We start from the raw sequence: 13,211 nt of genomic DNA, 5'->3' as shown, positions 1-13,211 counted from the left end.
ATCCTTAATCTTACGTCCGCAGCGCGAAGGACCTTACCACGTCCGCACTGTTTGAAATATGTAGCGCTAACGAAAGCAGCCGTGATAAGATGCTTCCTTCGTCAGCATGACAGAAAAAGAGGGGCTTACAGCGTCTTGCGGCGGTTTTTCTTGTAGTCCTCGAACACCAGATGCCCCAGCCCTTTCAGGCCGGAATAATAGGCTTTGCCCTGGTTCACCTCCGTAAATTCCTCCACGAATTTCTGCAAATACGGGTCGGAGGTAATCATGAAGGTGGTAATCGGAATCTTGACGCGGCGGGCGGCGGCGGCCAGGTTCAGCGTCTTGTTCACCACTTTGCGGTCGAGGCCGAACGAGTTTTTGTAGTAGCCGCCGGGCTCTTTCAGGCAAGTAGGCTTGCCGTCGGTAATCATGAAAATCTGCTTGTTGGGCGTTTTGCGCTTGCGGAGCAGGTCCATGGCCAGCTCCAGGCCGGCTACAGTGTTGGTGTGGTACGGGCCCACCTGCAGGTAGGGCAAGTCCTTGATTTCAATCTGCCAGGCATCGTTGCCGAAAACGATGACGTCGAGGAAATCCTTGGGGTATTTCTGCTTCACGAGTTCGGCCAGGGCCATGGCCACCTTCTTGGCCGGCGTGATGCGGTCTTCGCCGTAGAGTATCATCGAGTGCGAGATGTCAATCATCAAGACCGTACTGGTCTGTGACTTGTGCTCATTTTCGCGCACTTCCAGGTCGCCCTCGGTCAGCATAAACTCGCCGCTGTCCATGCCGTGGTTCAGCTGGGCGTTGCGGATGGATTCGGTCATCTGAATCTGCTCCAGCGAATCGCCGAAACGGAACTCGCGCAGGTCGGTGCTCTGCTCGTCGCCCTGGCCGGTGTGCGGAGTGCGGTGGTTGCCGGTGCTGCTCTTTTTGAGCTTGCCGAAAACCTCTTCGAGAGCCGACTTGCGGATGCCCTGCTCGGTCTTGGGAGTTATCTTGAACTCGCCTTTTTGCTGCTCATTCTCATCGATGTAACCTTTTTTCTTGAGGTCATCGATGAAATTGCCCATGCCGTAGTTGTCGTCGGTAAGGCCGTACTGTTTGTCCAGCTCATTGAGCCATTGCAGGGCCTCGCCCACGTCGCCGGAGGTGATGGTGACGAGCTGCATGAACAGCTTAAACAACGACTCGAAGCCCTTCTCGGGCTGGTCTTCGGGCACAAAATCGCGGAAGCGGAAGCCAACGGCCATAAGACAGGAATACGGGATAAGGGAAAGGGAATAGGGGCGCTTTGCTACCAGTCAGCCCGGCTCAGCAAACACCGCAGGCCGGCTTTATGTTCAGCCAATACAACGGCTTCAGTCCATCGATGCCTTGTTCTTTTCCATATCCCTTGTCCCCTATCCCCATCCCACCCATGAAAGCCATCTGGAACAACACCGTTGTGGCCGAGAGCGACCACACCGTCGTCGTCGAGAACAACCACTATTTTCCCGCTGATTCTATCAAAAAAGAGTTTTTTGAGGACAGCATCGCCCAAACCAGCTGCCCCTGGAAAGGCCGCGCCAGCTACTTTTCGCTGAACGTAAACGGCGAAAAAAACAAAGATGCCGCCTGGTATTACCCCGACCCAAAGGACGCCGCCAAAGAAATAAAAGGCCGCGTAGCGTTCTGGAAAGGCGTGAAAGTGGAAAAGTAAAACCGCTACTCTGGGTTTATTAAACGTCATGCCGAGCGCAGCGAAGCATCTTGCCCGCATAAGTAATTATTTACTATTGCGGTAACGATGCTTCGCTGCGCTCGGCATGACGTTCTGTTTTCATCTGTCCCAACTGCGCAAGAATCGGGTTTTAGCCCTTCCTGCTAAGTGCGAATTTTGTAGTTAATCAGCGAATCATTGCCATGACTGACTACCAGCGCATCGCCGCCGCCCTCACCTACGCCCAGGCCCATTTTCAGGCCCAGCCCGACCTCGACGAGCTGGCCCGACAGGCCCACTGGAGCCCGTTTCATTTCCAGCGCAAGTTTCAGGAGTGGGCCGGCGTGTCGCCAAAAAAATTCCTGCAATACCTCAGCCTCAACCACGCCAAGCAGCTACTGCGCCAACAAGCCTCGGTGGCCGAGGCGGCGCACGCAACCGGCCTTTCCGGCACCGGCCGCCTGCACGACTTATTTGTAACACTGGAGGCCATGACGCCCGGCGAATACCGCCACGGCGGGGCTGCGCTGGCCATCAGCTACAGCTTCGGGGACAGTGCGTTCGGGGCTTATCTGGTGGCCTCCACCGATAAAGGAATTTGCAAGCTGGACTTCATTGAAGATGAGACTGCCGCGCTGGCCGAGCTGCGGGCGGAGTGGCCCAATGCCACGTTTGCCGCAGAAGAAATGCCGGCTCATGCCCAGGTGGCGCAGTTTTTCGCCCGCGACTTCCCGCCCACCGGCCGGCTACACCTGCACCTGAAAGGCACGGCGTTCCAGCTCAAAATCTGGGAATCATTGCTGCGCGTGCCCGAAGGCCAGCTGCGCACCTACGCCCAGCTAGCCGAAGCTGCCGGGCGCGGCGCGGCCGTGCGGGCGGCGGGCACGGCCATCGGGGCCAATCCGGTGGCCTACCTCATCCCCTGCCACCGCGTCATCCGCGGCACCGGCGCGCTGGGGCAGTACCGCTGGGACAGCACGCGCAAAGCCGCACTGCTGGGCTGCGAGGCAGCGCGAACGGCTGTACAAACCATGACGGTGGCGTAAAATAAAGGGCTGGCCATTGGCCAGCCCTTTTTGGGTGAGCAAGGTGGTACCTGGCCAGCTATTTGCTCCGCGCCTGTGCCCCCAGCAGATTTTCCAGTGCCCGCAGGCGCTCTTCGAGCGAAGCCGTGCTGGCAGTGGCCTGCACCTGGGCCTTCAGCACACTTAGCTCGGCCTGTTGGGCCTGGCTTTGCCGTTTCAGGGCGTCGTTTTCGGCTTTCAATTCCTTAATGGCTTCGACCAGCACCGGCGTGAGCTGGGCATAATTTACGGCTTTGAAGCCCTGCTTATCGGTGCTGACGAGTTCGGGGTAGACTTTCTCGACTTCCTGGGCGAGGAAACCCAATTGTTCCCCAGCAGGCAGGTTTTTATCAGCGAACTCGGCCTGGCGGAAAATGTAGCGCACGCCGCGCAGCCGGAGCACGCCCGCCAAAGCCGCGCCAACCGGGCGGATGTTTTGCTTGAGGCGGGCGTCGGAAGTGGTAACGACTGCGCCGATGCACCGGATGCCGCCGTTTACGTCCAGGGTATAACTGGGGGCAGTGAACCCGATGCCTACATTCACGGTATCGCCGCCGGTGCCGCCCAGGGACAGGCTGTTGCTTTGGCTGACTTGGGCGTTGTAGCCAATGGCACCCGCGTTGGTGAGTGCGCCGGTGGTAGGGCCGGCATTGAACCCCAAGGCCCAGTTGTTGGAACCCGTGGTGTTGTAAAACCCGCCGAACCGGCCGACAAACGTATTGTTCGTGCCGGTGGTGTTTTGAAAGCCACTCACCACGCCCGCAAAGGTGTTGCTGCCACCGGTGGTAGTAGCACTACCGCTGCCGCTGCCCGCGAAGGTGTTGTCGGTGCCTTCGGTATTGGAAATGCCGCTGCTGTTGCCCAAAAAGGTATTGTTGGTGCCCAGGGTATTGGCCGTGCCGCTGTTTCTGCCAATAAAGCTGTTGTAGCTGCCCGTTGTGTTCGCTTGACCGCTGCCACTGCCCCCAAACGTATTGTTGATACCCGTAGTGTTGGCGGCCCCGCTATTGCTGCCTGCGAACGTGTTGTAGCTACCCGTGGAGTTGGCCCCACCGCTGTTGGCTCCCTCAAACGTATTGTTGTTGCCGGTGGAGTTGTTCAGGCCACTCTGGTAGCCCGTAAAGGTGTTGCTGAAACCTGTCGAATTGACAAAGCCACTGCTGTAGCCCGTGAAGGTATTGTTGTTGCCGGTGGTGTTCAGGGTGCCGCTGCTACGGCCGGTAAAGGTGTTTTGGCTGCCGCTCGTGTTGTTCTGGCCGCTGCCGAAGCCCACAAAATTGTTGTTGCTGCCGGTCGTGTTCAGCTTGCCGCTGGCGCTGCCCACGAAAGTATTTGAGCCGCCCGTGGTGTTGGCCTGCCCACTGGCGCTGCCCACAAAGGTGTTGTTGTTGCCAATGGTAGTGGCCTGGCCGCTGGCAAAGCCCACGAACGTATTCTGAGAGCCCGTGGTGGTGTTCTGCCCACTGGAGTAGCCCACAAACGAATTGAAAAGGCCGCTAGGGTTGGCCTGGCCGCTCAGGAACCCGATGTAGACGTTGTTGCCGGCCGTGCTTTTGCCAATGTCCAGGCCCCCGACGGCGCTCACACCCAAGCCCAGGAACCCACCCGAAGTGCGCACCAGCTGGTTGGCCCCGAGCACCAGTTCCTTGGTAGCCACGTGGTTGCCCAGGTTGTCGCCGGGGTTCAGGAACGTCCACGCGGGCGCAGTGGGCGTGCCCACGTTGTAGTAAAAGCCAGCGGGGCTGTCGGTCTGGAACACGAGCAGGCCCGTGGCAGGGTTGTTTATGCCTGCACGGGCCGCCGCCGTCAGGCGGGGCAGCAGCGCCCCCTTGTCGGAGGCCACAATATCGAGCGCGGCCGAGGCGTCCGGGGTCGTGGTGCCAATGCCCACCTGGGCCTGGCTCACCAGGGAAAAGCCAAACAGGCAGGGCAATAGGAGCCCCACCAAACGCAGGGGCACGCCACGGCGGAATGCCTTAGGCACGTGCAACTCAGAACAGCAAGCGGCACGTTCGGCCCACCACCGTAAAGGAGAAAGTGTAAAAATGTGTTTCATGCAGAAAAAGCAGTTAAAAGTGCTATATTTAATAGATTGAGCAAACCCGACTGGGTGGGATGCCTTCTTTTTGATGCGGACCAACCCGTGCTAAAAGCACTTCTGGCAGGTTAGCAGGGCCGAATTTGCCGTGCAATGGCAGCCAAGAAAAAGCATATAGAAATCTTTGCCTCTCGAAATAAACAGCAAAGGTAAGTGCATCCTGCAAACCCCAAGGGCGAAACGCGAAAAGCCGGATGGGTCTTCCATCCGGCTTTTCGCGTTTCGCCCTTGGCGCGATTACGGCGCTATAAGTATCGAGCTACGAAATCCACTTGAACTTGTATTCCAGCTTGGGCACGGGCATGCGGTCGCTCACGCGGCGCAGGCGGTTGGGCAGGGCCATCACGTAGTCGCGGGCCTTCTCAGCCTCGCCGGTCAGGTCCTTGAGGTGCTCAATGTCCCAGTCGGCGATGAGCGAGTCCAGGATGTCGGTGTAGTCGTTGCTGGTGTACACGCCCAGGCGCTGGGCGGCGTCGGTGAAGTGGCCGAAGGTTTTGCCCATTTCCACGCCCATTTCGCGCATGTAGTGGGCCGGCATCACAATCTTCTTCTTCATCATGTCGGCGAAAGCCAGCATCATTTCCGACTGGTCATACTTGAAAATCTCGCTCACGAAGGCCTTGTACACGCGGGCGTGGCGGTTTTCGTCGCCGGCAATCATGCCGCAGATTTTGGAGAGCTGGTCGTCGCCGGCGGTGCGGGCCAGCTGGCCCACGCGGCGGTGCGAGATGTTGGTGGCCTGCTCCTGGTAGCTGGTGTACACGAAGGCGCGGTAAGGGTCGTTGGCCGTACCGAGGTCGAAGGCGTCGTTGATGAGGTACTGGGTGCTCACCTCAAACTCGCGCATGTTTACACGGCCGCTCAGGTAGAGGTAGCGGTTGAGCAGGTCACCATGGCGGTTTTCCTCGGCCGTCCAGCCCCGAATCCACTCGGCCCAGCCGTTGTTGCGGTCGCGGTTGATGTTGTCGAGCTCGTGGAACCAGGCTTCGTAGTTGGGCAGGGCTTCCTCGGTGATGGTGTCGCCGATGAGCACAGCCAGCAGGTCGTAGCTGAGGCTGCCGGCTTTTTCGCGCAGTTCTTTTACTTCGTCAAAAAAGGTGTCGCGGCGCGAGTCGGGCAGGAAATCGGCGGGCTGCCAGCTGTCTTCCACGCTTTTGAGGAAGGTGCCCATGTTCGATTTCAGGAAGCCTTCCATCTGTTGCAGGACTTCGCCGCGGGTTGCTGATATGGAGGTTTGCATAGCAATAAGGCGAATAGACGTGGAGGGTTAATGAAGAAGAAACGCTTTTCGCGCAACAAAGGTCTGCCCGAACCGTAGGGGGCCGGGTATAAGATTATGGCATTGGAGCCGGGCACGGGGCACAAAAACGCGATTTCCGCGTCAAAATCACCGGTCAGCCGGCTCCCGAATGTGGTAGCGCCACGCCGCAGAATCAGCCCCGTAAGCGGTGGGCAGCGGCCCCGGCCACAGCTGCACCCGCGGCCCGCCGAGCAGGAAGCGGTGGCTGAGCCACCGCGCCGTTTCGGGCGTGAGCACCCACAAAGCATCGGCCTCTGAGCCGTAGGTGCCAAGCTCGGCCAGGCGGCGCAGGCACTCGGTTTGGTCAGAGGTGCCGGTGAGGGCACGGCGCAGTTCAGCCTGCGAAGCATCGTGCGAGGACCAGCCCGTAAGCAGCAGCACGGGTTGGCGGCCGTGGCGGTAAATGCGAAAAGGCGAGAGGCTTTTCAGGAGGTCGTTGGTGCCGGCCAGGATGCGGACACGGCGGGCTTCCTGAACGGCAATGATATCTAGGGCGCTTTCGTGCCGGCGCTGCTCTTGGCTGAGAACCTGGTGCCGGTGCCAGGTTTTGACGACATAGAGGGTGATGACTAGTAAGAGTCCGGCGATGGCACCCCGGCGAGGTAAAGCACCCGGCTCCATCCATGGCAGCCTTTCACCAGAAGCGTAAAGCGCTGGTCGCTGGACGTTTGCCGCTGCGGGTGCCGCGTCAGCTTCTCCGGCTGCCTGAGCGCCACCGGATGCGTGGTTTGCAGAAGCTGCATTTGCATTGTTCAGCCAGAAAACCAGGTTGGTCAGCAGCCAGAAATCAAGCAGCGGCAGCCCCAGCCGGGGTGGCAGCTTAAATACACCCGCCAGCAAAATCAGCCCGCCGGCAAACCCCAGCTGCAGCAGCCAGAACCAGCCGTGGCGGCCCCGGCGGCGGGCTACGGCCACAGCCGTGGCCGCCAGCACCAGCAGCAGCGGGAAGTAGTCGCGCCCCAGCAGCGTGAGCCGCTGGCGCAGCTTGGCGGGCACTTCGCGGGTCAGAAAATCTGCCGCATCGAAGCGGTAGGCGCGCTGAATCAGGGCTTCGTTTACAACCGTCGAGTCGCCCAGCAGCCACAGGCCGATGGCAGTGGTGCCAAGGCTGTCGGCCGGGGTGCGCGGCTGCGGGCAGAGTTGGTCGAAGTCTAGGATGCGGCTTAAAGCGGCATCGCGACGCTGCGCGCGGGCTTCGGCCAGCGTTTGCTGCCAGTGAAGAATGCCGGTGGCGAGCAGCAGGCCCAGCGCCGCGCTGCCCAGCACCGGAAATGCCCGCCGCCAGCTTCCCGCTAACCAGACCGCGGCGGGCACAGCAGCGGCGGCCCCAAGTGTGGCGAGGCTGGGCCGAATCAGCCATGCCGCGCCCAGCGCCAGCAGGCCTATTAGCAGCGCTCCGCGCCGGCCGGGCCGCTGGGCCGCAAACAGCACCCCCATCCCTGCCAGCAGCAGCGCTACCCGCGCGTGGCTGAACCACAGCCAATGCTCCAGCCACGCCAGCCCGAAAAATAGCGTGAGCACCAATACCAGTGGCCCTGGCCGCAGGCAGGGCCGCAAAAGTTTATCTAACACCGCGAAAGCGAGCACCGTGGCCGCCCCCAGCAGTGCACCCAGCAGCAGCCCCAGCCACGGCACACCGGGCGCCGCGGTGTAGGCAGCGGCCAGCAAATGTCCGTAGCCGTGCAAAAACAGCGGCACCGAGGGCACCGGCTTCAGCGCCAGCACGCCGCTGAAAAGCCAGGCCAGCGTGGTATCGTCGTTGGTTTCGTAGTAGCTACCCAGGCCCAGCACCGTGGCTGCGCTCAGGGCCAGGGGCAGCAGCACAGTACGCACACGGAAAGATGAAAACCAGTTCATGGGCGCAAGAACGGGACTGCGGGCGGGTTTTTAGCCCAGCGGCAGGCGGGCCAGCTGGCCCAGCAGGTGGTCGAGTGTGGTGGCGTGGCCGGTCTGGCGTAGCAGGTCGTAGAGGGCGCGGCCCTGGGCGGCGTGGCGGTGGCGCAGGGACTTGCGCAGCTCCCAGCGCAGGCGGGTGGCCAGGGCGGCGCGCTCGGCGTAGGTACGGGCCAGGTCAAGGGCCTTGTCGCAGACGCGAATGGTGGAGGCTAGGTAGGGGTCGTGGCGTTGGTAGGCTTTGGCGCTCATGCTGCGTGGGTGCTTGCGCTTGCGGGTCGTCACTGCGTCGAGGTACTGGAACTGCCAGTCGCGGCTGGCGCGCACCCAGAAATCGAAGTCTTCGTAGGCCAAGGTTTCGTCGTAGCCGCCCAGACTTTCGAGGCACGCGCGGCGCATCATCATAGTGGGTGTGCTGATGAAGTAGCGCCGCAGTACCTCGGCGAAAACCCAGCCGCTGGCGGGCACGGGCTGCAATTGGCCAGCGCCATCGGGCCGGTGGTGCAGACCCAGCGAGTGGCCAGCTTCGTCAATCAGCTCGCAGTTGGAATACACCACGCCCACTTCCGGCGCGACGGCCTGAAACTGGGCTACCTGCTGCGCCACCCGCGCCGGCAGCAGCACGTCATCGGTGGCAAAATCAATTACGAACTCGCCTTTGCTTTGAAAGAAAGCGGTATTGAAAGCACGGCAGTTGCCCACGTTTTCGGGCAGCAGCAGCAGGTGCCAGGTGGGGTTGCGGGCGGCGTATTCGCGTAGGATTTCCGGGCTACCGTCGGTGCTGGCATCGTCCACGAGCCATACTTCCAGGTGCGGGTAGGTTTGGGCCCGAATGGAATCCAGCGCCTCGCGCAGGAAGGGCGCGTGGTTGTGGCACAGCGCCACGATGGTAACGGTGGAAGCTGCGCTTAATGAAGAAGGAAAACTGAAGACTGAAGAATCGGGCATAAAATCACAAGCGGCAAGCGGAAGCACAAGGTTAATTCCTCATTCTTCATTCCTCATCAAATGCCAGGCTCCGCACGCCAATAGCAGCAATCCATACCGCACCGTGTGCGCCCATACTGCCCCGGCCAGGCCCAGGTGCGGCAGCAACCCCGCCAGCAGCGCTGCAAACACCACCGCCGAGCCCGCTTGCACGGTCACATAGGCCCCCGTGCGCGCCCGGGCCGTAAGCTGGAAGATGAATAGCCAGCTCAGCAGCTTGGCCCAGTCGCCGAGCAGCTGCGGGGCCAGAAACTCCCGTGCCCCCAGCAGCCGGGGCGCAAACAGCAGCGGCAGCAGCCAGTCGCGGCACACAAATAGCAAGCCCAGGCCTACGGCCAGCACCGGGGCCAGCAGCCCGAGCACGCCGCGCAAGTAGCGCCGCGCCGCCAGCGGCTGCCCCGCCAGCGCCGCCAGCCGGGGGTAGAACACGCTGCTCATCACCGCCCCAAACACCATGGTGTAATTATCCGAGAGCTTGGCCACGGCCTGCCACAAATCGGTGCGGGCCGGGCCGAAGGTGGCCAGCAGATAGTCGCGCAGCACGTAGTCCACGGCCTTGCCGAATAGCAGCGTGCTCACGGCCATCAGCAGGAACTGGCTGAGCCGCCGCAGCGCCAGCCGGCTCATAGGCGCGGCCGGCTGCAGGTGTTGCAGCAGCCCGGCCCGCGCTGCCAGCCCCAGCGCCGGCAGCAGCGTGAGGCCCTGCGCCACCAGATACGCCAGCAGCACTACCCGCAGCGGCCAGCCGCCCAGCAGCGTGGCCGCCGTGGCGGCAGTGCCCAACACCGCCAGCAGCACTGTGAGGCCAATATATGCCCGCAGCTTGCCGGCCGCCAGCAGCGCACTACCCAGCATGGCCTGCCCTGTAATCAGCCCAATGCCCAGCATGAATACCGTCAGGCTGCCCCACTCCCAGCCTAGCAGCCCGCGTGCGGCCAACACGGCGGCCCCGGCCAGCAGCGCCGCGGCGTTCAGCACCGTGGCCGCGCCCAGCCAGGCGCGGTAGCGCGGGCTGCCCGGCCGCAGCGGCGCGAGGTATTTCACCAGGCCTACCTGCACGCCATCGTAAGGCAGCGTGGTGAGCATAGCCATCAAGTTCTGGAACTGGGCCAGCAGGGTGAGGCCGCCGGTCGGCGCATACGTGGCAAACAGCTTGTTGACGATGAGCGAGCCCGCCGCCCGTGCCGCCACCGCCACGCCCGTGCCCAGCGAGCCCCGCACAAAGTGCCGGATGGGAGATTTGATGGGAGAAGCGGCGGTGGGCATGTGGGCACAAAGAACGGGGCCGTCTGTCATTGCGAGTGAAGCGCAGCGCAATGCGGCAATCCTTCCTGTAATAACCAGCTACTTTCTTTTACCAGAATGCCCCGACACTTCGCATTTTTGGGGCTTTCTGATATTTAAAAAGGGCTTTATCACATCTCAGGGTTAGTCGCTGACCGAGGAAAGATTGCCGCGTTGCGATGCGCTCCACTCGCAATAACAGACGCTTCCCCTACAGCTCCCGCTCCCAGCTCAGCCGCAGGCCCGCCACGCCGCCCAGATGCCGTTTAAACCGCAGCAGCGAAGCATTCGGGCCGGAATCAAGCGTAGAAGTACCTAAATCGAGCACGGCCATGCCGCTGGCCCGGGCAAAGGCGTGCAAGCCCTCATTCAGCAGCACCACCGGGCTGAAGGAATTGCAGCGCAGCGGGCTGGCCGGGTAGAAATTGTACAGCACCTGCTTATCAACCTGAATGGCTACCGTGAGGGCTGCCCATTCGCCATCGGCCTGGCGCACCGAGAACAGGAAATGCTCCTTCGGGAAGCGCCGAAACAATTCCTGCACCCGCGCCAGCGGCAACGACAGCGCCTGCCCCCGCTCCTGTCGGCAAGCCTCAATGAATTCATAAGCCGCCGGCAGCAGAAAGGGCGGCTCCTGCTCAAAATGCAGGCCGGCGCGGCGGCACTTGTGCAGCCGGCGGCGCTCCGAAGGGTGCAGATGGGCTTCGTAGTCGCGGGCGGGGTCGAGGTGATAGTTCTGCTCGGCCAGGGCCACGCGGTAGCTGCGCTGGCGCAGGGCTTCGGCCTGGGACGCGGCCCCGGCAGGGTGGTAAGCGAAGGGGTAGCTGCGCAGGGCCAGCCGGCGCACTCCACGCTGGCGCAGCTCGGTTTCGGCCGCGTCCAGCAGCTGGTGCAGGGCGGGCAGCGGCAGGCCCGCGGCTAGTTGAATGCCGCCGAAAGGGGCCTGCGCGGGGCTGCGGGCCTCCCCGGCCGCCGGGCCCAGGGCTACGTGCAACTGCGCTACGGTGCGACCAGCGGCAGGAGCTTCAAGGTAAAAGCTGAGCACCGGGCCGGCCGCCTGCAAGGCTTGGTGGGCGGGCCGCAAATACAGAAAGGACTCGAAAGCCAGCGGCAGGCGGGGTTCGGCTGGGCCCAGCGGGCCGCTTTCGGCTACGGCCACCACCAGCGCCGTCTCGCCCGCCTTCATTGCAACCAGGGAATCCGTACTTCTCAACGCTTAATCGTGTGGCTTTCCCAGCAAAGTACGGTATAGATTGAGTGCCCGCCGCCGGGGTCGCCCGCTGCAGACCTCAACTCCTCGGCCCGATGAAGGCATCTTCATCCTATCGCCACACGTAAGGGCCGAAATTGCGCCTCGCTTTCGCCCCCGTCCCGCTGCATGAATCCCCTCAGCTCCAATCCGCAGGCCACCCCCTACCGCTCGCCGGCTCTCACCGAGCCCGCCGGGGCGGCCCCGTACTCCATCACCGACCGGGAGGCCACCCGGCAGGCCCGCGAGCAGCAGGTGGGCCAGCGCCCCGGCACGCTCAACATTCGCCCCGGGGCGCTCAAGCCACGCCTGTTTTTGATGTCGTACGACGACGATGTCTTCACCGAAGCTGAGTACACCGACCGCTACGACGAGCTGCTCGACGAGCTGCGCCAGCACCCCGAGCTCAAGCATTGGATTGACGTGCGTGGCTACGGCGACCTGGCCCTGATTGAGCGCATGATGCAGGAGTTCGGCCTGCACCCGCTGCAAATGGAAGACGTGCTGAACGACTACCAACGGGCCAAAATCGATGTTTTTGACGACAACCGCCTCTTCATGGTGTCGCGCATGACCGATTTCACCCGCGACCTGGAAATCGACGACGACCAGCTCTCCATCTTCACCGGCCCGAACTACGTGCTCACGTTTCAGGACGACTACGACGACTGCCTCGACTCGCTGCGCACCCGCATCCGGGCCAATTTCAGTACCCTGCGCCGCCACCCGGTGCTGTACCTGGCCTACGCCCTCACCGACGTGGTGCTCGACCACTACTACCCCACCATGGCCGCCATCGGCGACTACATCGAGGAGCTGGAGGAAGCCATTTTCGCCGACAAGCGCCCGCGCCGCCTGCTCAACCGCATCCTGCGCATCAAAAAAGACGTGGTGCGCTTTCGGCGGCTGGTATATCCGGAGCGCGATAAAATCGCGGAAATTCTGCGCCTGCCCGAGGAAATCATGCCCGAAACCCTCAAAATATTCTACCGCGATGCCTACGACCACGCCATCCAGGCCCTGGACCTGGCCGAGAGCTACCGCGACAACATCTCCTCCCTCACCGACCTCTACATGTCGGACCAGGGCAACCGAATGAACGAGGTGATGAAGGTGCTCACCATCATCAGCACCATTTTCATCCCGCTCAGCTTCGTGGTGGGCCTCTACGGCATGAACTTCCAGCGCGACGACGGCCACGGCCACTTCCTGCCCCACAACATGCCCGAGCTCTACAGCCCCTACGGCTACCCCGTGGTGCTCGTCGTGATGTGCCTGGTGGTACTCGTGCAGCTTTTTTACTTCTACCGCAAAGGCTGGCTGACCAATCGGTAGAAAGCCGAACCGGGCGGCCGAATTTTCAGTCGGCCGCCCGGTTCATGCTTACAATCACCCCGCTTTGTTATTCCTGCGCCGTGTTTTCCGATGTTTTGAGCCTCGATGGCTGATGCGTGCCTTCGTGGGGCAAATGATGCTCTTGGCCCTCGCCGATGTGGATGTCGCTGCCGCCGGAATAAGGCGGGTCGGTAAGCAACGGCTTCGGGGCCGTCGGTGGGTTTTGTTCAGATTCCTTTTCGGGGTTTTCCTGCATAGTGGTGGTTGATTAGGGTCGGCTGGAAGTAGCCTGGCGAACGGGCAATAATGCGCGGCCCATT

11 protein-coding genes are annotated in these 13,211 nt (G+C 62.0%); 3 read left to right on the top strand and 8 right to left on the bottom strand.

Going from position 1 to position 13,211, the window contains the following annotated elements; translation table 11 throughout:
* Positions 1-125 precede the first annotated feature (125 nt).
* Entirely contained in the window at positions 126-1,232 is a 1,107-nt protein-coding gene (locus I7X13_RS02485; protein WP_198068192.1) for a vWA domain-containing protein, read from the bottom strand.
* 167 nt (positions 1,233-1,399) lie between these two features.
* On the opposite strand from I7X13_RS02485, the gene I7X13_RS02480 reads away from it, so the two are divergent.
* Positions 1,400-1,681, top strand: a complete 282-nt coding sequence (locus I7X13_RS02480; RefSeq protein ID WP_198074216.1) for a DUF427 domain-containing protein — start codon at positions 1,400-1,402, stop codon at positions 1,679-1,681.
* Positions 1,682-1,884: 203 nt separating this feature from the next.
* A complete protein-coding gene (locus tag I7X13_RS02475) occupies positions 1,885-2,727 on the top strand; it encodes a methylated-DNA--[protein]-cysteine S-methyltransferase (protein ID WP_198074215.1) in 843 nt (280 codons plus the stop codon).
* A 58-nt stretch (positions 2,728-2,785) separates the two neighbouring features.
* On the opposite strand, the gene I7X13_RS02470 is transcribed toward I7X13_RS02475, so the two are convergent.
* The 6 genes from I7X13_RS02470 to I7X13_RS02445 form a co-directional block, all read right to left on the bottom strand.
* A complete protein-coding gene (locus I7X13_RS02470; RefSeq protein WP_198074214.1) occupies positions 2,786-4,705 on the bottom strand; it encodes a tail fiber domain-containing protein in 1,920 nt (639 codons plus the stop codon).
* Between the two features lie 397 nt (positions 4,706-5,102).
* The gene (locus I7X13_RS02465; protein WP_198074213.1) at positions 5,103-6,083 is read right to left on the bottom strand and encodes an acyl-ACP desaturase; all 981 of its coding nucleotides are present in this window, start codon (positions 6,081-6,083) and stop codon (positions 5,103-5,105) included.
* A 147-nt stretch (positions 6,084-6,230) separates the two neighbouring features.
* Positions 6,231-8,000, bottom strand: a complete 1,770-nt coding sequence (locus tag I7X13_RS02460; RefSeq protein WP_198074212.1) for a hypothetical protein — start codon at positions 7,998-8,000, stop codon at positions 6,231-6,233.
* Positions 8,001-8,030: 30 nt separating this feature from the next.
* Complete coding sequence (locus I7X13_RS02455) at positions 8,031-8,984, bottom strand: glycosyltransferase family 2 protein (protein ID WP_198074211.1); 954 nt, start codon at positions 8,982-8,984, stop codon at positions 8,031-8,033.
* Between the two features lie 39 nt (positions 8,985-9,023).
* Positions 9,024-10,289 carry an MATE family efflux transporter gene (locus I7X13_RS02450; protein ID WP_198074210.1) on the bottom strand — a complete coding sequence of 422 codons (1,266 nt, stop codon included), beginning with the start codon at positions 10,287-10,289 and terminating at the stop codon, positions 9,024-9,026.
* Positions 10,290-10,518: 229 nt separating this feature from the next.
* Positions 10,519-11,493 carry a GNAT family N-acetyltransferase gene (locus tag I7X13_RS02445; RefSeq protein ID WP_198074209.1) on the bottom strand — a complete coding sequence of 325 codons (975 nt, stop codon included), beginning with the start codon at positions 11,491-11,493 and terminating at the stop codon, positions 10,519-10,521.
* Between the two features lie 192 nt (positions 11,494-11,685).
* Between I7X13_RS02445 and corA the strand changes: the two genes are divergently transcribed.
* A complete protein-coding gene (gene corA, locus I7X13_RS02440) occupies positions 11,686-12,891 on the top strand; it encodes a magnesium/cobalt transporter CorA (RefSeq protein WP_198074208.1) in 1,206 nt (401 codons plus the stop codon).
* Between the two features lie 67 nt (positions 12,892-12,958).
* On the opposite strand, the gene I7X13_RS02435 is transcribed toward corA, so the two are convergent.
* Entirely contained in the window at positions 12,959-13,147 is a 189-nt protein-coding gene (locus I7X13_RS02435; RefSeq protein WP_198074207.1) for a hypothetical protein, read from the bottom strand.
* Positions 13,148-13,211 lie beyond the last annotated feature (64 nt).

This window comes from Hymenobacter negativus (assembly GCF_016056375.1).
GTDB classification, from domain to species: domain Bacteria; phylum Bacteroidota; class Bacteroidia; order Cytophagales; family Hymenobacteraceae; genus Hymenobacter; species Hymenobacter negativus_A.
Note: the sequence above shows the minus strand (reverse complement) of the source record. Positions and strands in the feature narration are given on the sequence as shown.